Origin of the sequence: Avibacterium sp. 20-126 (genome assembly GCF_044358625.1) — a bacterium.
Lineage (GTDB): Bacteria > Pseudomonadota > Gammaproteobacteria > Enterobacterales > Pasteurellaceae > Avibacterium.
In genome coordinates, this window is sequence record NZ_CP091457.1 from 1347276 (window position 1) to 1366476 (window position 19201).

General features: G+C 40.8%; 20 protein-coding genes. 9 read left to right on the plus strand and 11 right to left on the minus strand.

The window, feature by feature from the left end; genetic code table 11:
* The 4 genes from rsxG to L4F91_RS06200 are packed head-to-tail and all read left to right on the plus strand — an operon-like array spanning window position 1 to window position 3375.
* On the plus strand, window positions 1-627 hold the full coding sequence (gene rsxG, locus L4F91_RS06185) for an electron transport complex subunit RsxG (protein ID WP_395895421.1): 627 nt from the start codon (window positions 1-3) through the stop codon (window positions 625-627).
* Window positions 628-671: 44 nt separating this feature from the next.
* The gene (locus L4F91_RS06190; protein WP_395897842.1) at window positions 672-1358 is read left to right on the plus strand and encodes an electron transport complex subunit E; all 687 of its coding nucleotides are present in this window, start codon (window positions 672-674) and stop codon (window positions 1356-1358) included.
* A 5-nt stretch (window positions 1359-1363) separates the two neighbouring features.
* Window positions 1364-1999: an endonuclease III gene (nth, locus tag L4F91_RS06195; RefSeq protein WP_250350049.1), complete on the plus strand. Its 636-nt coding sequence runs from the start codon at window positions 1364-1366 to the stop codon at window positions 1997-1999.
* 8 nt (window positions 2000-2007) lie between these two features.
* Entirely contained in the window at window positions 2008-3375 is a 1368-nt protein-coding gene (locus L4F91_RS06200) for a sodium-dependent transporter (RefSeq protein ID WP_250350048.1), read from the plus strand.
* A gap of 65 nt (window positions 3376-3440) precedes the next feature.
* Here the strand turns inward: L4F91_RS06200 and L4F91_RS06205 are convergent, their stop codons facing one another.
* Window positions 3441-4520 (minus strand): homoserine O-acetyltransferase, encoded by a 1080-nt coding sequence (locus L4F91_RS06205; RefSeq protein ID WP_250350047.1) that lies wholly within the window; start codon window positions 4518-4520, stop codon window positions 3441-3443.
* A 186-nt stretch (window positions 4521-4706) separates the two neighbouring features.
* Between L4F91_RS06205 and L4F91_RS06210 the strand changes: the two genes are divergently transcribed.
* Window positions 4707-5405: a vancomycin high temperature exclusion protein gene (locus L4F91_RS06210; protein WP_395895424.1), complete on the plus strand. Its 699-nt coding sequence runs from the start codon at window positions 4707-4709 to the stop codon at window positions 5403-5405.
* Here L4F91_RS06210 and cra read toward each other — a convergent pair.
* The 10 genes from cra to rsmI form a co-directional block, all read right to left on the minus strand.
* On the minus strand, window positions 5402-6394 hold the full coding sequence (gene cra, locus L4F91_RS06215; RefSeq protein ID WP_250350045.1) for a catabolite repressor/activator: 993 nt from the start codon (window positions 6392-6394) through the stop codon (window positions 5402-5404). The genes L4F91_RS06210 and cra overlap by 4 nt on opposite strands.
* Before the next feature lie 182 nt (window positions 6395-6576).
* The gene (aroG, locus tag L4F91_RS06220; RefSeq protein WP_268739388.1) at window positions 6577-7662 is read right to left on the minus strand and encodes a 3-deoxy-7-phosphoheptulonate synthase AroG; all 1086 of its coding nucleotides are present in this window, start codon (window positions 7660-7662) and stop codon (window positions 6577-6579) included.
* A gap of 133 nt (window positions 7663-7795) precedes the next feature.
* Window positions 7796-9049, minus strand: a complete 1254-nt coding sequence (gene lolE / locus L4F91_RS06225) for a lipoprotein-releasing ABC transporter permease subunit LolE (RefSeq protein ID WP_395895426.1) — start codon at window positions 9047-9049, stop codon at window positions 7796-7798.
* Complete coding sequence (gene lolD / locus L4F91_RS06230; RefSeq protein ID WP_250363142.1) at window positions 9050-9739, minus strand: lipoprotein-releasing ABC transporter ATP-binding protein LolD; 690 nt, start codon at window positions 9737-9739, stop codon at window positions 9050-9052. It abuts the gene before it with no gap.
* Between the two features lie 67 nt (window positions 9740-9806).
* A complete protein-coding gene (locus tag L4F91_RS06235; protein ID WP_395897844.1) occupies window positions 9807-10997 on the minus strand; it encodes a lipoprotein-releasing ABC transporter permease subunit in 1191 nt (396 codons plus the stop codon).
* Window positions 10998-11056: 59 nt separating this feature from the next.
* A complete protein-coding gene (locus L4F91_RS06240) occupies window positions 11057-11998 on the minus strand; it encodes a 2-hydroxyacid dehydrogenase (RefSeq protein WP_395895428.1) in 942 nt (313 codons plus the stop codon).
* An 84-nt stretch (window positions 11999-12082) separates the two neighbouring features.
* Complete coding sequence (cysB, locus tag L4F91_RS06245; protein ID WP_250351673.1) at window positions 12083-13054, minus strand: HTH-type transcriptional regulator CysB; 972 nt, start codon at window positions 13052-13054, stop codon at window positions 12083-12085.
* 42 nt (window positions 13055-13096) lie between these two features.
* Entirely contained in the window at window positions 13097-14077 is a 981-nt protein-coding gene (gene rluB / locus L4F91_RS06250; protein WP_395897846.1) for a 23S rRNA pseudouridine(2605) synthase RluB, read from the minus strand.
* An 86-nt stretch (window positions 14078-14163) separates the two neighbouring features.
* Window positions 14164-14787: an L-threonylcarbamoyladenylate synthase gene (locus tag L4F91_RS06255; protein ID WP_395895431.1), complete on the minus strand. Its 624-nt coding sequence runs from the start codon at window positions 14785-14787 to the stop codon at window positions 14164-14166.
* Between the two features lie 93 nt (window positions 14788-14880).
* Entirely contained in the window at window positions 14881-15723 is an 843-nt protein-coding gene (gene rsmI / locus L4F91_RS06260; protein ID WP_395895433.1) for a 16S rRNA (cytidine(1402)-2'-O)-methyltransferase, read from the minus strand.
* A 75-nt stretch (window positions 15724-15798) separates the two neighbouring features.
* Between rsmI and L4F91_RS06265 the strand changes: the two genes are divergently transcribed.
* The 4 genes from L4F91_RS06265 to dolP are packed head-to-tail and all read left to right on the plus strand — an operon-like array spanning window position 15799 to window position 19117.
* Window positions 15799-17523, plus strand: a complete 1725-nt coding sequence (locus tag L4F91_RS06265) for a penicillin-binding protein activator (protein WP_395895435.1) — start codon at window positions 15799-15801, stop codon at window positions 17521-17523.
* A 2-nt stretch (window positions 17524-17525) separates the two neighbouring features.
* Window positions 17526-17888, plus strand: coding sequence for a YraN family protein (locus L4F91_RS06270; RefSeq protein WP_395895436.1), 363 nt, complete (start codon window positions 17526-17528; stop codon window positions 17886-17888).
* A 15-nt stretch (window positions 17889-17903) separates the two neighbouring features.
* The gene (locus L4F91_RS06275; protein ID WP_250350037.1) at window positions 17904-18488 is read left to right on the plus strand and encodes an SIS domain-containing protein; all 585 of its coding nucleotides are present in this window, start codon (window positions 17904-17906) and stop codon (window positions 18486-18488) included.
* Window positions 18489-18523: 35 nt separating this feature from the next.
* Window positions 18524-19117 carry a division/outer membrane stress-associated lipid-binding lipoprotein gene (gene dolP, locus L4F91_RS06280; protein WP_395895438.1) on the plus strand — a complete coding sequence of 198 codons (594 nt, stop codon included), beginning with the start codon at window positions 18524-18526 and terminating at the stop codon, window positions 19115-19117.
* Window positions 19118-19201 lie beyond the last annotated feature (84 nt).

A 19201-nucleotide genomic window follows, 5' to 3' on the forward strand; every position in this document is an offset into this window, starting at 1 on the left:
ATGCAAACGGTAAAAATTAGCCTCCGATATGGCATGATCTTAGGTGTTATTGCGTTAATTTGTACCGCACTTTCTGCCGCGGTGTATTTCTTAACAACAGCCCCTATTGCACAAGCAATCGCCAACCAACAAGCGGAATTGCTCGCACAAATTATTCCACCGCAAAGCTATGATAACGATTTACTCGCCAGTTGCGATGAGCCTCATTTTGCTCAAGCAAAAACCTTGCGTATTGAGAAAATTTGTGTCGCAGAGAAAAATCATCAGCCGGTGGCTTATGCCTATGAAACCATTGCGCCAGACGGCTATTCAGGCAATATTCGTTTTCTTGTTGGCATTACGCCACAAGGTGAAGTATTAGGCTTGCGTGTACTTGAACATAAAGAAACACCGGGCTTAGGCGATAAAATTGAATTGCGTATTTCTGATTGGGTGCTGAGCTTTAATCACAAAAAAATCAGCAGCGATAATCTCAATGATTGGGCAGTAAAAAAAGACGGTGGGCAATTTGATCAATTTACTGGAGCAACCATTACGCCACGCGCGATTGTCAATCAAATCAAGCGTTCTGCCTTACCTTTGTTACAACAAATGAAGGTGAATGCGGTGAAAGAGGAGCAAAACTGATGAATGAAAATCGTGAAAAAAACCACCGCACTTTAGAAAATGAGATGGATTTCACTGCGGAAACACCACCATCTCAACTGCCAATAAGCGAAGTAAAAAGCCAATGGGGTGAATTATTTAAGCAAGGATTTTGGCATAATAACCCCGCACTTGTGCAACTTTTAGGGCTTTGCCCATTGCTTGCGGTATCTAGCTCGGCAACAAATGCCCTTGGTTTAGGCATTGCGACCATTGTAGTGCTAATGTGTACCAATGTGGTGGTTTCGCTATTCCGCAAGCATATTCCACACGCTATTCGTATTCCTATTTATGTGATGATTATTGCTACTACGGTAACCATTGTGCAGTTAATGATGAATGCTTACACGTACACGCTTTATCAATCTTTAGGGATTTTTATTCCTTTAATTGTCACCAACTGTATTGTCATTGGTCGTGCAGAAGCCTTTGCGTCAAAAAATGGTGTATGGCTTTCACTTTTTGATGGCTTTGCAATGGGCGTGGGAATGGCGTTTAGCTTGTTAATACTGGGGGCAATTCGTGAAGTGTTAGGCACAGGCAAACTGTTTATGGGAATGGAAAATCTGCTCGGTAACTGGGCTGTCGCATTACATTTAAATCTTTTTGAGCTAAACAGTAGCTTTTTACTCGCTATTTTACCTCCCGGGGCATTCCTTGGTTTAGGGTTGATTTTGGCGATGAAAAACTTGATTGATGATAAAAAACAATAAACACAATGAATAAACAAAAACGTATTGAAATTTTAACGCGATTGCGGGATCAAAATCCTCATCCCACGACAGAATTGAATTATCATTCACCTTTTGAGTTATTGATCGCGGTAATTTTGTCTGCACAGGCAACAGATAAAGGGGTGAATAAAGCCACCGCAAAACTCTTCCCTGTGGCAAATACACCACAAGCGATTTTAGATCTTGGATTAGATGGCTTAAAAAGCTATATTAAAACCATTGGTCTATTTAATAGTAAAGCTGAGAATATTATTAAAACCTGTCGTGATCTGATCGAAAAACACAATGGGGAAATTCCGCAAACGCGTGAGGAACTTGAAGCCTTAGCAGGCGTTGGGCGAAAAACCGCGAATGTGGTGTTAAATACGGCATTTGGCCAGCCTACCATTGCGGTAGATACCCATATTTTCCGTGTCTGTAATCGGACAAACTTTGCCCCCGGCAAAACCGTATTACAGGTAGAAGAAAAATTACTCAAGGTTGTGCCAGCTGAATTTAAAGTTGATGTGCATCATTGGCTTATTTTGCACGGGCGTTATACCTGCATTGCACGCAAGCCTCGCTGCGGTTCTTGTATTATTGAAGATCTTTGTGAATACAAAGACAAAACTGAAAATTAAGGTAATTTATGACAACAAAAAAATCTGAACGACAAACTTGGTCAAGCCGCTTAACCTATATTATGACTGTGGCTGGTGCAACCGTAGGATTTGGCGCGACTTGGCGTTTCCCTTATTTAGTTGGTGAAAACGGCGGCGGTGCATACGTTTTATTATTCTGCGTAGCAATGATCGTGATTGGTATCCCGATGATCTTAGTGGAAAACGTCATTGGTCGCCGTTTGCGTGTCAATTCCATTGATGCCTTTGAAGATAAACTGACCGCAAAACCCCATTCAAAATATTGGAAAATTATTGGCTATATGGGCTTGCTCGGAGCATTCGGCATTATGGCTTATTATATGGTACTTGGCGGTTGGGTGATGAATTATATCATTAGCTTGATTTCTGGTAGCCTTGATATTTCTAGCACCATTAGCAAAGAGTATGCCAAAACCTTCTATGAACAGAGCATTAGCAATAGCCCGCTACAAATTGCCCTTTATACCTTTATTTTTGTCGCCATTAACTATGTTATTTTAGCGAAAGGGATTATCGGTGGGATTGAACGTTCGGTAAAATATTTAATGCCATTATTGTTTATCTTCCTTATTGGAATGGTTATCCGCAACATCACCTTACCCGGCGCGGCAGAAGGCATTATTTATTATCTCAAACCTGATTTTTCTAAAATTACACCGCAGTTATTTATTATGGTGTTAGGTCAAGTTTTCTTTGCACTTAGCTTAGGTTTTGGCGTGCTAATTACCCTTTCAAGCTATCTCAGTAAAGAAGAAAATTTAGTACAAACTGCTGTGATCACCGGCTTTACCAATACCATCATTGCGGTCTTAGCAGGATTTATGATTTTTCCATCGTTATTCAGCTTTGGCATTGAACCCAATGCTGGTCCAACGCTTGTGTTCCAAAGTTTACCCATTGTGTTCTCACATATGTGGGCTGGGCGTATTTTTGCCATTATCTTCTTTAGTTTATTGCTCATTGCGGCACTGACCACTTCCATCACCATTTATGAAGTGATTATCACCGCACTACAAGAAAAACTCAGAATGCGCCGTGGCAAAGCAATTATGCTCACCCTTGGAGGAATTTTCTTACTTGGTAATATTCCATCTATTTTGAGTGATAACTTACTGAAAGACGTCACCTTCTTTGGAAAAAGTATTTTTGATGCTTTTGATTATGTGAGTGGAAATATTCTCTTTTTACTCACCGCACTTGGCTGTGCGATTTTCGTCGGCTTTGTGTTGAAAGAGGAAGCAAAAAAAGAGCTTTCTGATAAACCAAATTCTACTTTCACCAACATTTGGTTCAACTATGTAAAATATGTCGTTCCATTGATTATTTTAGTTATTTTTGTGAGTAATTTAATTTAATCTCTGCTCAGATAAAAATCAGGGCTGATATTTCTCAGCCCTTAATTTTTTCGCGATTTTAAGCATTACTCGCTTTCTAATCCCTGACGAATAAGTCCTTCAAAAGCATCGTAAGCCACCAAAAACGCATCGTGTCCATAATCAGAAGGAAACTCGTGATATGTTAAATTTACTCCTGCGTCTTCAAGCATTGCTCTACTTTTTCTCACGTCCACCGCTTTAAAAAGCTGATCATTGCTCACCGCAATTAAGCTATAACGCGCGGTAATACGTGATAACGCTTGATATGTGTTTTCATAACCTAAGGCGGGATCATATAAATCCAAGGCACGCAACAAATGCAAATAGCTATTCGCATCAAAACGATCGAGAAATTTCTGCCCTTGATAACTGAGATAAGATTCCACTTGGAAATAGTCTCCCCAGTACTGCCCTTCTACTTTCGTGGCACGCCCAAAGGCTTTGGCAAGCTGAATATCAGTACGATAGGTAAGCATTCCTAACATTCGCGCAATAGATAACCCCTGCACAGGTGGCTCACCCTCATAATAATCGCCATTATTAAAATTAGGATCAGTTATAATAGCTTGACGCATAACGTGATTAAAGCCGATAGCTTCTGCACTAAAATACAGGGAAGAGCAAAGATTTACGATGTTATCCATAAAATCCGGATAATCTATTGCCCATTGAGTGGCTTGCATTCCGCCAAATGACCCTCCAACAATGCCTTTTAAATGTGGGATTTGAAGATAATCAAGCAGCGCCCTTTGTACTTTTACAATATCTTGCACAAGAATATGCGGAAACTGGCTGCCATAAGGCTTTTGTGTTTTTGGATTTACCGAAGAAGGCCCTGTTGTCCCTTTGCAACCACCTAGCACGTTAGAACAAATGAAAAAATATTTTGATGTATCTAGTGCCAAACCTTCGCCCATAAAATTCTGCCACCAACCTGTTTGGTTGGGATCAGGGTGATAGGGTTCTGCATCTCCGGTTAATGCGTGGCAAATCAACACGGCATTACTTTTATCCGCATTTAACTTGCCATAGGTTTGGTAGGCAACATCAATATGCTCAAGCTGTCCAGCTAAAGTGAGTTTGAGTGGTGTTTGAGTAAAAAGTGTTGCTGTTTGTACTGCCATTACCTAGTCCATTATTCCATTGATGCCATCTTGCAAAGGTTAGGCAACATAGACTACCGTTAGCCTTATACCTCGCCAAGATTTTTAGACGTCTAAACCTCTAGACGTATTTTAGAATAAATTTGCTTGAATTTACTAGTCTTTTTTATTATTTTGATACGCAAAAGATAAAAAAATACGAATTTTATGCTGAAATCCTTTTTCCGTTACCTTTTTTCTTTTCGATGGGTTAGCTACCTGCCTAGAAAAGTTCTACGGTATAGCCTGTTCCTCATTTTTCTCTGCGGCTTATTGCTTGTGCTTATCGATCAAGCTATTGGCTTTTATGTTCGTCAAGGTATTTATACCGATATAGCAAAACTGCCCTATCGCCCTTATGGATTGGTGTTAGGTACATCAAAATATTTCAGTAAAAATACGCCAAATTTATTCTATTCCTATCGGTTATTAGCGGCAAATAACCTGTTTAAGGAACGAAAAGTAGATTATTTGCTACTAAGTGGGGATAACCGCACAATGGAATATAATGAGCCACGAACAATGTTTAAAGACCTCATAAAAATGGGGATACCAGAGGAATTTATGTATTTAGATTATGCGGGATTTCGTACCTTAGATTCCGTCATCCGTGCTGATCAGGTTTTTAAAGCCCATTCGATCACCATCATTACACAGCGCTTTCATTGTGAGCGGGCTTTGTTTATTGCCAAATACCATAATATTGATGCGATCTGTTTTGCGGCAGACTATCCGAGCGGCTATATGTTTGTCCGCTTCCGTGAGTTTTTTGCTCGTTTGCAAGCCGTATTAGATCTTCTTGTTGAAAAAGAACCGCACTTTTTAGGCAAGCCAGAACCGCTCCCCCCACCGCCTTTCTCTGATTAGCAATGATAAACTAAATCTCGCAAGATCTTACTCGGTGCAGGTAAGCTTTCTTGGGCTGATTTATGCTTAAGGCGTTCTAACACTAAATCTAACAATTTATCCGCAATTTTCTTATGATCCTGCACAGCACAGAGGGTTTTATTGGCTAATAGTTCTAACATTTCGTGATCGCCAAAAGTGGCAATGGCTAATTGTTGTGGAATGCCTTTATTCTGCCTTAATAGCACTTGGAATATCCCCTGTAACAAGGTTAAAGAGGTAACAAATAAGGCATCTGGCAAGGGATTTGTGACAAGCCATTGCTCAAAGGTTTGTGCCGCAGAATCTCGGTGGAATTGCTCGCTATAAAGAAATTCTGCTGAATTTTCCGACCGCTCTTTTAATGCCTGACAAAATCCTACTTCACGTTCCTTACTGGTTGGAAGTTCGGGCAGCGCCCCAAAAAAGAGAACATTTTTAAACGATTGCTGTTTAAATAAATCTTGCGCTAGACGATAAGCATCATTCCTATCATCAGATAGCACATTAACCGCATTATCCGCGCTGATTTTTCGGTCAAAACCAAATACAGGCACCTTACTTTGCTGATAAAACCCATTCTCTGTAGGTAATGAGGTTGAAACAATTAACGCATCAATTTTGCGCTGAAAAAGGTGTTTGGCACAAGCCATTTCATTATTTGGATTATCATTAGAACAAGCGATCAAGAGTTGATAACCTTTTTCACGAAATTTTTGCTCAAGCTGATGAGCAATTCTGGCATAGCTCATATTTTCAAAATCAGGAATAATCAAGCCAATGGTATTGGTTTTCCCAGCTCGCAACCCAGCAGCCATTGCATTAGGTTTAAAATCATATTCCTTTATTAAGGATTGCACTTTTTCAATGGTTTTATCACTCACTCTATATTGCTTTGCTTTACCATTGACAACATAACTTACCGTTGTTCTGGAAACCCCAGCAAGTTTAGCTAACTCATCTAATTTCACATTAACTCCTTTTAATATGTCCTTTCAATTTCAAAGTGCGGTGAATTATAGCACCAAATTTTTAGTCATTTTTATGCGAAAATTCTCGAAATTTGATCTGCCTCGCAAAAAATAACCTCACCTGAAAAATATAAAAAAGACTGAATTTTCTCAATTCAGCCTTTCTCTCTACAAAAATCCAATTAGCGATTTACACGACGACGAGCGATTACAGCGTTTGAAAGTTGCTCCAATACCAATTCTGAATCTTCCCAGCCAATGCAAGCATCGGTGATACTTTGTCCGTAAACCAATTCTTTACCATCAACAAGATCTTGTCTGCCTTCTACCAAATGGCTTTCAATCATCACACCAAAAATTTGATTTGAACCCTGTGCAATTTGCTGACACACATCAGCGCAAACCTCTAATTGTTTTTTAAATTGCTTACTGCTGTTTGCGTGACTGAAATCCACCATAACGTGTGGAATACGACCGCTCTTCTCAATACTTTCACAGACCTCATTGACATCTTTTGCACTGTAATTTGGTCCTTTATCGCCACCACGTAAAATAATGTGGCAATCTGCATTTCCTTTAGTGGAAACAATGGCAGAATGACCAAATTTTGTTACCGAAAGGAAATAATGCGGGGCTTCTGCTGCACCAATTGCATCAAGGGCAATGCGTACACCACCATTGGTTGCATTTTTAAAACCCACTGCACAAGATAAGCCCGAAGCTAATTCACGATGAACTTGCGATTCCGTCGTTCTTGCCCCGATTGCCCCCCAGCTCATAAAATCAGCAACATATTGTGGTGTGATCATATCCAAAAATTCGCCTGCTGCTGGCACTTCTAAATTATTAATATCCAACAATAATTTACGCGCAATACGTAAGCCATCATTTAACGCATAACTGTTGTTGAGATAAGGATCGTTAATCAGTCCTTTCCAACCTACGGTTGTACGCGGTTTTTCAAAATAGACACGCATAATAATTTCTAAACTATCTTGATATTTCTCACGCATTGCTTTGATTCGTTGTGCATATTCCAATGCAGATTTCGGATCGTGAATAGAACAAGGCCCAATAACCACAAGCAAACGATCATCTTTGCGATGAATAATATTGTGTGCTTGTTGGCGAGCTTTTTTTACGGTGTTAATTGCCACGTCGCTTGCTGGATATTTTTCAATTAACGCAATAGGCGGTAACACCTGCTCTACGTTGCCAATTCGGGTATCGTCGTTAGCAATATAAATATCATTTTTGCTTTTTGTCATACATCACTCTCTTACATCTTGATTTGTCTTTGATCATCACTTGCTTATTCGTATTGCGAATACTGAATTGCGTGTCAATGTAACACGCATTTTTGTACTAGTAAACTAGTTTAAAGATATTATTAATAAATTTTTAATGACTGCTTAAAACTTGTGCAGGTTGTAATTTCGCAGCTCGACTTGCGGGATACAAACTGGCGATTAAACTTAACACTAATGCCACCAAAAAAACCACGGCAATATCTTGCCAATGTAGTTCGCTCGGTAAAAAATCCACGAAATACACACCATCAGAAAGTAGCTTTCTGCCAATTAAAAATTCAATGCCTTTAATTAATTGCGTGAGATTTAATGCCGTTATGCAACCTAGCACTAACCCAATTACACAGCCTTTCATTCCAGCCAGTAAACCATACCAGATAAAAATTCGTTTAATAAAGCGATCATTTGCACCAAGCGTGCGCATAATCGCAATATCGCCTTGCTTATCTTTCACCGCCATAATCAAGGTTGAGATAATATTAAAACAGGCCACGCCAATCACTAGCACCATCGCTAAATACATTACGGTGCGAATAAGCTGAATATCGCGATACATATAGCCAAATTGGCTAATCCAATTTTGCGCAGATAAAAACTGTGGATACTGTTGCAAGGTAGGATAATTCAACTGTTGCACGGCAAAAGGGTGTTGCACCTTAAGTTCTATCCCGCTGACTTCATCCGCCGAATAATCCAAAAATTGCTGTGCGGTGGCAAGGGGAATTAACGCATAGCTGTGATCGAGCTGTCCATCAAGGCGTAAAATTCCTGTAATCTGAATACGCTCACGCATTGGCTGGGTAAAATTATTGGTGCCGTCTGATTGCGAAATTAACAACGTTACCCAATCCCCTTCTTTCACCGCTAATTCACGCGCAATGCCAGATCCTAATACCAATCCGCCTTCACGAGAAAAACGCTGCCAGCCATCACCTAATACAAATTGCCCTAAGGCGCTCACCTGATCTTGCTTGTCGGCTTCAACCCCTTTGACTTGCACCACTTTTAGCTTGGTGCCATTTTCTACTAATGCGGTAAAGCTCACAAAAGGGGAACTTGCCACCACGTTAGGATCTTGTTTTAAAAGTGCGGTTAAATTTTGCCAATTTTTTATTGCTGTGCTATCGCCCTGTTCAGAATAGGCTGAAATCTCAACGTGTGGCACAACAGCTAAAATTCGCTTATTCAGCTCACGTTCAAAGCCGTTCATTGCACTTAACCCCACAATCAATACCATTACGCCCAATGCAATACCAAGGGTAGAAAACATTGAAATCAGCGAAACCAAACGGTTTTTTTGCTTCCCTCGCTGATAACGCCAGCTAATAAAAAAAGGTGCGCTCATCTAGCTTTCTCCACGCAATACACCGTCTTGCATCACCATTCGACGAGACAATTTCGCCGCCAACTGCAAATCGTGAGTCACCAATAAAAAGGCAATTTTTTGCTCTTGGTTTAATTTCAAAATAAGTTCAAAAATGCTTTCCGTGGTTTTACGATCCAAATTCCCTGTGGGTTCATCGGCTAACACTAAAGCGGGCTGATTCACTAAAGCACGGGCAATGGCAACCCGCTGACGCTCACCACCAGATAAGGCAGAAGGACGATGTTTAATGCGATGAGATAAGCCAACCGCTTGTAGCATTTGTTCTGCACGATCTTGTGCCTCACTACGCGATTGTTTACCAATTAACATTGGCATCATCACGTTTTCTAACGCACTAAAATCCGCCATTAAATGATGAAATTGATAAACAAAGCCCATATAGTGATTGCGTAATTTTGCTAATTCGTCGGCGCTGGTTTGCTGTAAAGATTGTCCTTTAATGAACACTTCCCCACTGGTTGGCTGATCTAAGCCACCTAGCGTATGTAATAACGTACTTTTGCCTGAACCTGAACTGCCCACAATCGCCACTAACTCGCCTTCTTCCATTGAAAAAGTGACCTCTTTTAGCACTGACGTTCGGTTTTCCCCTTCTTGGTAAACCTTGCTTAACTGTTGGCAGCTGAGTAAAATTTGCTTCTCTGTCATTCTTTTCTCGTTTTTTTCTGTTTTATCATTAAAATCGCGTAAAAAAGCACCGCACTATGGGATCGCACTACTCATAGCGCAATGCTTCTGCTGGCTCAATTCGTGCTGCGCGGTAAGCTGGATAAATGGTTGAACATAAAGAAAATAATAAGGATAGCGCAACAATAATCACAATCTGTGAATAATTGAGTTCTGTTGGCAAACGAATATTTTCTGGATTAAACCACGCCATAAGGAAATCTAAATTTAACGTGGTTAGCACACCAAGCAGCGTGCCAATCAGCGTTCCAGTAATCCCGACCAATAGCCCTTGCCAAATAAACAGGCTACGTACTTGAGATTTATTTAACCCTTGCGTTTGCAAAATCGCGATTTCCCCTTGTTTATCCACCACCATTAAGCTAAGCGAAGTAACAATATTTGAGATGGCAACCACAATAATCAGGCTAATCAGCAAGCCCATCATATTTTTTTCCATTTTTACTGCTTGGAAAAATTCCCCTTTCTGGCTACGCCAATCGACTATCTGCCATTTCTCTGGGCTGAAATATTGAGGAAGTTTGGTAATATCAAAAGGATCAGCCAAAAATAAGCGATAACCTTGCATTTGCTGTGGCGGAATACGCATCAATCGACCAATATCTGAAAGATTGGCAAACACGGCGTTTGTGTCATTTTGCCCTGAAGCAAAATAAATATCACTAATGGTAAATAAACGCTGTACTGGCACGCGCCCAAAGGGCGTGTATTGGCTATTTTCGGTGATCATTAAACGCACTTTATCCCCAATCTGTAAATGCAATTTTTGTGCTAATTGCGCGCCAATCAGCAATTTAAATTCACCTGCTGGCAATAATTGTTCAAAAGCCTGCGCCTGAAAATGTGCTAATAAGGGATCATCAGAAAAGTGTTGAATACCTATCACTTGTCCTGCACTCACGCCCTGTGGCGCTTGCAAAATGACATTCGTGGTATTAATAGGAATCGCTCGCTGTACGAAAGCTGGTATTGTGGGAATAGGCGCAGCAAGGGATAAATTCCCCGATTTTGGCGTCATTATGGCGTGGGGAATCGTGGAAAGCACTTGTTTTTTTTGCTGATTTTCCAAGCCATTCATTACCGAAAGCACAATGATTAATGCCATAATGCCTAGCACAATGCCCATCATCGCAAGATTGGTGACTAATCGCCCAAAGCGATCTGCACTTTTCGCACGCCAATAGCGTAGGGCAATAAATAAAGAAATCGGTAAATTCATCATAAATATTTATCAAAATTTCCCCTGCTGAACAGGGGAAATGTCGTCCTGCAATAAAATTATTTGCCTGTTGCGACAAATTCTTCCATATTTTGTGTCACTTTTTTCACCAAAATTTCCACCGCACCATCCGATGCCCAAGCAATGTGCGGGGTAATAATTAAATTTGGTAAACGCGTTGCCGCTTGAATAAGTGGGTTATCTTTCTCAGGTGGCTCTTTCACTAATACATCTAACGCTGCGGCGGCAATTGTGCCATTTTCCAATGCGTCAGCTAAGGCTTTTTCATCCACTAAAGGCCCACGCCCTGTATTGATTAAATACGCCGTCGGCTTCATTAATTTTAAGGTTTCCGCATTGATCAAATTCGTGGTGTCTGGCGTTAAAGGGCAATGTAAGGTAACAATATCCGCCTCTTGTAACACTTGCTCAAAAGGTAAGTATCCCTCACGCACTGTTGTAGCCCCTTTGCGTTCTGCATAAATCACTTTCATTCCTAAGGCTTCAGCTAAACGGCCGATTTCTTTACCGAGATTGCCTTTGCCCACAACGCCTAAGGTAGATCCTTTTACATCGGTGATGAGGTAATCAAAATAACAAAACTGTTTGCTATTTGCCCACTTTGCACTGAGTTGATCTTTATACCAATTCATTAAACTGTGTTTTAAGGCAAAAATTAAACCCAAAACGTGTTCAGGCACGGTAACAGAAGAATAACCTGTAACATTTTTCACGACAATCCCAAGTGCTTTGGCTGCCTCTAAGTCCACATTATTTGTACCCGTAGCTGTGATCGCAATTAATTTCAATTTAGGGAGCTGTTTCATTGTTTCGCGATCAAACACTACCTTACTGGTAATGACAATATCAGCCTCTTTCGCCCGTTCAATGGTTTGCTCTGGTGAAGTATGCGCATATTCCACCCATTGATGTTCAAAACTTGGGCGTGGAATGGGAATGTGTTTTGGAATGGCTGTGCTATCAAGAAAAACAATTTTCATAAAATGCTCCTTATCTCTATTTAGGGATATCCTTTACCTTCAAAATTTACCTGCATCGTATTGCTAAATAGTGGCGGTAACAAACTAGCGAACTTCTAGCATCACGTCATCAAATAATTTTTTTACCGCATTGTTATCGTGTAAACGCTCCGCTTGCTCCACCATTGGGCGGGTTAAGTGCGGTGAAAACATATTGATAAAATCGTACATATAATTACGTAAGAAAATGCTATGTTTGAACGCAATCTGCGTCATACTCGAACGGAAAATATGGCTGGCATCAATGGCAACCAGATCGTTATCTTCTGGCGTGTGTGCCATTGAAGCCATAATGCCAACCCCTAAGCCTAATCGGACATAAGTTTTAATCACATCCGCATCGGTCGCGGTAAACACAATATTCGGCAACAATCCTGCGCTGTTAAAAGCATAATCTAAATCAGAAACGCCCGTAAAACCAAAGGTATAGGTTACCAGTGGGTAGTTGCCCAATTCTTCAATAGTGAGATGTTTACATTTTGCCAAAGGGTGATCTGGTTTTACAACCACCGAACGATTCCATAAATAACACGGCAATAGAACCAAATCATCAAATAAATATTGCGCTTCCGTGGTGATCGCTAAATCCACTTCTCCCGAAAGCAGGGCATCATAAATTTGCGTGGGTGAACCTTGATGAATATGCAGGCTCACATCAGGATATTTCTTGGAAAACCGCTCTACCACAGAAGGCAACATATAACGCGCTTGGGTGTTGGTGGTAGCGATGCGTAACACGCCGTGATTAGGCTGCGTATATTCATCTGCGACGGCTTTAATGCTTTGGGTTTTCACCAATAATTCTCGCGCAATCGCGACAATTTTTTTGCCCGCTGGGGTAAGTGCTTTGATATGTTTGCCGTTACGCTCAAAAATCTCTAAGCCTAATTCATCTTCCAACAACCGCACTTGTTTGCTAATCCCTGGTTGCGAGGTAAACAAGGTATTTGCTGCTTCCGTTACATTCAAATTTTGATTTACGATTTCAACGATATAGCGTAATTGCTGAATTTTCATCATCACTCCTTGATTAAAGTGCGGTGCTTTTTTGTTACATTTTTAGGCTTTTTTATAACGTTTATTGATGTCCGCATAACGTTTCACTGCACGGCGGATTTGCCCCGTTTTGGCACGTCTGCGTTGTTTAGTCACATCTAATTTGCTTTGCGTCTCTGGTTCAAGCCCAACTAATTCACGCAAATAATTGACATTGGTGAGATCCATTTCTTCCCACCCGCCACGCGGTAAGGTTTTCATTAATTTAATATTGCCGTAACGAATACGGATCAAACGGCTCACTTGGATGCCTTGCGATTCCCATAAACGGCGAACCTCACGATTACGCCCTTCCATTAGGGTAACATCAAACCATTGATTCATCCCCTGCCCGCCCATTGGCTTAATGGCTTTGAAATTAGCTGGTCCATCTTCTAACTGAACCCCTTTGCGTAAACGGGCGATCATCGCTTCATCGACCTGCCCAAATACACGCACGGAATATTCACGTTCCACTTCTCGACTTGGGTGCATTAAGCGATTCGCCAATTCGCCATCCGTGGTAAATAATAATAAACCTGAGGTATTAATATCTAAACGCCCAACGGCAATCCAACGTGAACCTGTCAAACGTGGTAAGCGATCAAACACGGTGGCACGGCCTTCAGGATCGTGGCGTGTGCAGAGTTCGCCTTCGGGTTTGTAATACATCAACACACGACACACTTCTTTTTGCGCTTGCTGTAAATTCACCAGATGTCCATCAATACGAATTTTTAAATTCGCATTTACCACAACGCGATCACCGAGTGTTGCCATTTTGCCGTTTACGCTGACCCGATTGGCGGCGATCATCGCTTCAATTTCACGGCGAGAACCTTGTCCTGCGCGCGCCAATACTTTTTGTAATTTTTCCCCTTCGACTTTATGCGCCGCAGAAAGTGCGGTCTTTTTTACCGCACTTTTTTCTTTACTTTCTACGTTTGATACGAAAGGCTTGTCTGTACGTTTTCTTTCAGTGTTATTTTTTTCAGCAAAACGCATTCCTTTGGTGGCATTGCGTTGCGAATAAGATGTTGATTTCATATTTCCTCTTGTCGCTTTCCCAAGCGTCTAACAATTTGAAAAGATTAAATAAATGGCGTAATTGAACCACTACCTTCACGCAAGATTACTGGCGTGTTGTCAGTTAAATCCACCACGGTTGTCGGCGCTTGTCCTAAATAGCCACCGTTAATAATTAAATCCACTTGATGTTCTAAACGATCGTGAATTTCTTCAGGATCAGATTGGGTAATACCTTCTTCCCCGGGCAACATTAAAGAACAAGATAAAATCGGCTCGCCCAAGGCATTCAATAAGGCTAACGCGATTTGATTATCTGGCACGCGTAAGCCAATGGTTTTGCGTTTTGATGTCATTAAGCGGCGTGGCACTTCTTTCGTGGCGGTGAGAATAAAGGTATAACGCCCCGGTGTGTTATTTTTAATCAGTCGATACGCCACATTGTTCACCGTGGCATAAGTTGAAAGCTCTGATAAATCGCTACACACCAAAGTGAAATTATGATTTTCTGGCAGTTGGCGAATTTGCACAATGCGATCCATTGCGTGCTTATCACCGAGCATACAACCTAAGGCATAGCCTGAATCCGTCGGGTAAACAATCACCCCGCCTTGTTTCAACATATCCACCGCTTGATTAATTAAACGCGGCTGCGGATTTTCTGGGTGTATATAAAAAAACTGGCTCATAACCTTTATCCTGTAATAATAAACTTGGGCATTATACCGAAATTCCCCGTTGATTATAGGGTTGAGGGAAAATAAATTTGTACGAAAATCACGTTACAAATTCTCCAACCCAAACTGATACAACGCATTTTTCTTATAACCATAAAGTTCGGCAACAATCGCCGCGGCTTTTTTGAGTGGAAGTTCTTTTGCGATAAGTGCTAAGGCTTTGATGGCTTGTGGTGAAAAACTTTCCTCCTCGCACTTCACATTGCCTTCTACAATCAGCACCATTTCACCTTTGCTGCGATTTGGATCGTCACTGACCCATTGACGTAATGCCCCTATCTCATCACCGTAAATCGTTTCCCACGTTTTAGTCAGCTCTCGTGCTAGCACTACATAACGTTCTGCACCGAACACCTTTTCTATATCCGCAAGACAATCTAAAATGCGGTGGGTGGATTCATAGAAAATCAAAGTGCGGTCTTCTTTTGCAAGATTTTCTAATTTATCGCAACGTGCTTTGGATTTGGCAGGCAGAAAGCCTTCAAAGCAAAAACGATCAGACGCAATGCCTGAGGCACAAAGCCCCGCAATCGCCGCACACGCGCCGGGAATTGGGACGATTTTAATCCCCGCTTGGCGACACTTTCTCACTAAATGAAAGCCCGGATCGCTAATCAGTGGCGTACCTGCATCAGAAATTAATGCAATGCTTGTCCCTTGCAACAGTTTTTCGCATAAAATATCGGCTTTTTGTTGTTCATTATGATCGTGCAGTGCAAAAAAAGGCTTTTTAATGCCGTAATGACTCAGCAATAAACCACTATGACGCGTATCTTCTGCGGCGACCAAATCCACTTGTTCCAACACTTGTAATGCGCGTTGGCTGATGTCTTGCAAATTGCCAATGGGTGTTGCTACGATATATAAAATTCCAGTTAAATTGTCCATTTTTACTTCTTTTATTTGATTTTAATTATTGAGATAAGTAAGATCCCCGAGATTGTTTTCAACAACGGAGTAATTATGACTATTCTATTACAACGCATTAATTTAAAAAATCGATTAATGCCTTTTTTATTTGCATTGCTCTTAGCAGGCTGTACCAATTTATTCGGAAACAGTTTCACAAATATGCTGAAAAACGATGCAAATGCCAGTTCTGAATATTACATCAATCAAATTCAACGCACGCAAAATCTTGAAGATCAACAAACCTATAAATTACTTGCCGCACGTGTGTTAGTGCGTGAGAATAAAATCCCTCAAGCTCAAGCGATGTTAGCAGAATTAAACGATCTCAATGAAGAACAGCTACTTGATAAAGCGATCATTGAAGCGCATATTGCGGCAGTGAAAGGAAATAATAAAGCGGCGGATAGCCGTTTAAAAGCGATTGATCTTGCTTTATTAAGCCCTTCGCAAAAAGCACGTTACTATGAAGTGGTTGCACGCGTGGCAAAAAATCGTAATCAAATTATGAATGCCGTGAAAGCGCGTATTCAAATTGATTCCCTATTAACGGACAGCCAAAGAAAACAAGAAAATAATGACCGCACTTGGGCATTATTACGCAATGCAAACCGTGGCTTAATTAACAACACATCGGCAGAAGGCAGTGCCGCATTAGGTGGCTGGTTAGCATTAGCTAAAGCATATAATGATAACTTAAATCACCCAGCACAATTAAGCCAAGCCTTACAAAGCTGGAAAGCGGCTTATCCAAGACATAGCGCAACTTATCTCTTCCCAACAGAATTGCAAGGGTTATTTAATTTCCAACAAACACAATTAAACCAAATTGCCCTACTGCTTCCATTAAGTGGCGATGCGCAGATCATTGGTAGCACCATTAAACGCGGATTTGATGATGCAAGAGGGAATTCGGATATTCAGGTTAAAGTTTTTGATACCCTTGCTACGCCAGTGGAAAATATCATTGAACAAGTCAAACTAGAGGGAATTAATACCATTGTCGGTCCGTTGTTAAAACAAAATGTAGATAAATTAACCAACCGCCCTGACTTATTGCAAGGGCTAAACGTGCTTACCTTAAATTCTACTGAAAATTCTCGAGCAATTGGTCAGCTCTGCTATTATGGCTTAGCGCCTGAAGACGAAGCTGAATCTGCCGCAAATCGCATTTGGGATCAAGGTATTCAAAACCCATTTATCATTGTGCCACAAAGCGATCTTGGTCGCCGTACGGCCTCTGCATTTAACACCCGCTGGCAACAACTTTCAGGTACAGATGCCAATATCAAATTTTATAATAATGCCGATGACATCACTTATACGCTCCAATCAGGCTTAAGCCAACCTATTCAAGCGTTATATATTGTGGCAACGAACAATCAGCTTAGTGATATTAAACTGGCAATTGATAATAGCAATATTAACCTGAAGTTATTCGCAAGTTCACGCAGTAATTCCTCAAACAACACGCCTGAATATCGCTTATTAATGGATGGGTTAGAATTTAGTGATATTCCTTTCTTTAAAGATGTGGATTCTGCACAATATAAAAAAGTAGCAAGCGTTACCAATGGTGATTACTCCTTAATGCGTTTATATGCTATGGGTGCTGATGCGTGGTTGTTAATCAATCAATTTAATGAATTACGTCAAGTTCCGGGATTCAATATCAACGGTTTAACCGGTAAATTAAGTGCGGGTCCGAACTGTAATATCGAACGAGAAATGACGTGGTATCAATACCAAAATGCCTCCGTGGTGGTATTAAGCAATTAATTATGTTTAAATCTAAACGTCATCAAGGGGCGAGCTTTGAGCAACAAGCTCGCCTTTTTTTACAATCCAAAGGGCTAAAATTTATTGCCGCCAACCAACACTTTAAATGTGGTGAACTTGATTTGATTATGCAAGATGGCGATACCATTGTGTTTGTCGAAGTGCGGCAAAGAAAAAATGATTTTTTTGGCTCTGCGGTGGAAAGCGTAGATTGGCAAAAACAGCAAAAATGGTTAGATGCCGCCAATATGTGGCTGGCTAAACAAAATTGTAGCCTCGAAGATACCGATTGCCGTTTTGATTTAGTGGCATTTGGTAATACAATACAAGACCTACAATGGATTCCCAATTTTCTTGATGAATAAGCCTGATAAATCACAATGTTAGATAAAATAAAAGATCTTTATAGCGAAAGCATACAAACCCAGATTTCAGCCTCAAGCTTATTGCCCAATGCAATTTTTCAAGCCGTGCAAAACATCGTCGCCTGCTTATTGCGTGGTAATAAAATTATTGTCTGCGGGCAAGGGCGATCTTACGCCAATGCACAATTTCTGGTGGCGAATTTACTCAATCGCTATGAATTAGAACGCCCGAGCTTTCCCTCTGTACTATTGAGTTTAGATAATGCGATTGGCTCCGCCATTATCGCCGATCGCCCTAAACAGCAATTTTATCAACGCCAATTTAATGCCGTCGCACAACAAGGGGATCTGTTGGTGGTATTTTCCCCTTTTGGTAATGAAGAAATGGTGCTAGATACCATTAATTCCGCACTAAATAAAGAAATCAGTGTCATCGCATTAACGGGCGCGAATAACGATCATATTCAAGGCTTTCTGACAGAACAGGATTTGGAAATCACCGCACCAACAGTAAAAGAAAGCCGTATTTTGGAGCATCATCTCTTTATTATTAATACGATTTGTGAGTTAATTGACCACACGCTTTTTTCTCATTCCTAGCACTCAACCGCTTACAACCCAAAAGGAGTACAACAATGAAAACAAGGAATTTAAAAAAACTAGCCCTAATTCTCGGCAGCGCATTCTTACTACAAGGCTGCGTTAGCGCCACGGTTGCCGGTATTGTTGGGGCAACAGCCGTAGCAACAAAAGTCGCCACTGATCCAAGAACAGTGGGAACACAGGTTGATGATGAAACCCTTGAAGAAAAAGTTCTACACGCCATTAATAAAGATCAACAACTTGATAGCGAAGCTCGAATCAATGTGGTTTCATATGGCGGAAGGATTCTACTTATCGGGCAAGTGCCAAATGAAAATCTAAAAGAAATTGCCACAGGGCTTGCCAAAGGTGTTGATAATGTTTCTGAAGTTTATAATGAACTGCGAGTAGGCTCTCCGATCTCGCTTGGACAAATCAGTCAAGATAGCTGGATCACCACCCAAATTAAATCCAAACTCTTTGTCAATTCAGGGGTAAAAGCCACTGATGTAAAAGTCATCACTGAAAACGGTGAAGTGTTCTTAATGGGAAACCTCACTCAACAACAAGCCGATACCGCAACAGAGGTTGCTCGCAATGTGGCTGGGGTTGTAAAGGTTATCAAGGTATTTAAATATTTAAACTAATCCGATTATTAAGTGCGGTGCTTTTTCTTTGATTTTTACAATAAAAAATCTATTGAAAAAATACCGCACTTTAATTTCAACTGT

What these genes read in the sequence shown, in the direction of transcription:
- rsxG (WP_395895421.1), top strand. Translation starts at nt 1, where the DNA reads ATGCAAACGGTAAAAATTAGCCTCCGATATGGCATGATCTTAGGTGTT.
- L4F91_RS06190 (WP_395897842.1), top strand. Translation starts at nt 672, where the DNA reads ATGGATTTCACTGCGGAAACACCACCATCTCAACTGCCAATAAGCGAA.
- nth (WP_250350049.1), top strand. Translation starts at nt 1,364, where the DNA reads ATGAATAAACAAAAACGTATTGAAATTTTAACGCGATTGCGGGATCAA.
- L4F91_RS06200 (WP_250350048.1), top strand. Translation starts at nt 2,008, where the DNA reads ATGACAACAAAAAAATCTGAACGACAAACTTGGTCAAGCCGCTTAACC.
- L4F91_RS06205 (WP_250350047.1), bottom strand. Translation starts at nt 4,520, where the DNA reads ATGGCAGTACAAACAGCAACACTTTTTACTCAAACACCACTCAAACTC.
- L4F91_RS06210 (WP_395895424.1), top strand. Translation starts at nt 4,707, where the DNA reads ATGCTGAAATCCTTTTTCCGTTACCTTTTTTCTTTTCGATGGGTTAGC.
- aroG (WP_268739388.1), bottom strand. Translation starts at nt 7,662, where the DNA reads ATGACAAAAAGCAAAAATGATATTTATATTGCTAACGACGATACCCGA.
- lolE (WP_395895426.1), bottom strand. Translation starts at nt 9,049, where the DNA reads ATGAGCGCACCTTTTTTTATTAGCTGGCGTTATCAGCGAGGGAAGCAA.
- lolD (WP_250363142.1), bottom strand. Translation starts at nt 9,739, where the DNA reads ATGACAGAGAAGCAAATTTTACTCAGCTGCCAACAGTTAAGCAAGGTT.
- L4F91_RS06235 (WP_395897844.1), bottom strand. Translation starts at nt 10,997, where the DNA reads ATGAATTTACCGATTTCTTTATTTATTGCCCTACGCTATTGGCGTGCG.
- L4F91_RS06240 (WP_395895428.1), bottom strand. Translation starts at nt 11,998, where the DNA reads ATGAAAATTGTTTTTCTTGATAGCACAGCCATTCCAAAACACATTCCC.
- cysB (WP_250351673.1), bottom strand. Translation starts at nt 13,054, where the DNA reads ATGAAAATTCAGCAATTACGCTATATCGTTGAAATCGTAAATCAAAAT.
- rluB (WP_395897846.1), bottom strand. Translation starts at nt 14,077, where the DNA reads ATGCGTTTTGCTGAAAAAAATAACACTGAAAGAAAACGTACAGACAAG.
- L4F91_RS06255 (WP_395895431.1), bottom strand. Translation starts at nt 14,787, where the DNA reads ATGAGCCAGTTTTTTTATATACACCCAGAAAATCCGCAGCCGCGTTTA.
- rsmI (WP_395895433.1), bottom strand. Translation starts at nt 15,723, where the DNA reads ATGGACAATTTAACTGGAATTTTATATATCGTAGCAACACCCATTGGC.
- L4F91_RS06265 (WP_395895435.1), top strand. Translation starts at nt 15,799, where the DNA reads ATGACTATTCTATTACAACGCATTAATTTAAAAAATCGATTAATGCCT.
- L4F91_RS06270 (WP_395895436.1), top strand. Translation starts at nt 17,526, where the DNA reads ATGTTTAAATCTAAACGTCATCAAGGGGCGAGCTTTGAGCAACAAGCT.
- L4F91_RS06275 (WP_250350037.1), top strand. Translation starts at nt 17,904, where the DNA reads ATGTTAGATAAAATAAAAGATCTTTATAGCGAAAGCATACAAACCCAG.
- dolP (WP_395895438.1), top strand. Translation starts at nt 18,524, where the DNA reads ATGAAAACAAGGAATTTAAAAAAACTAGCCCTAATTCTCGGCAGCGCA.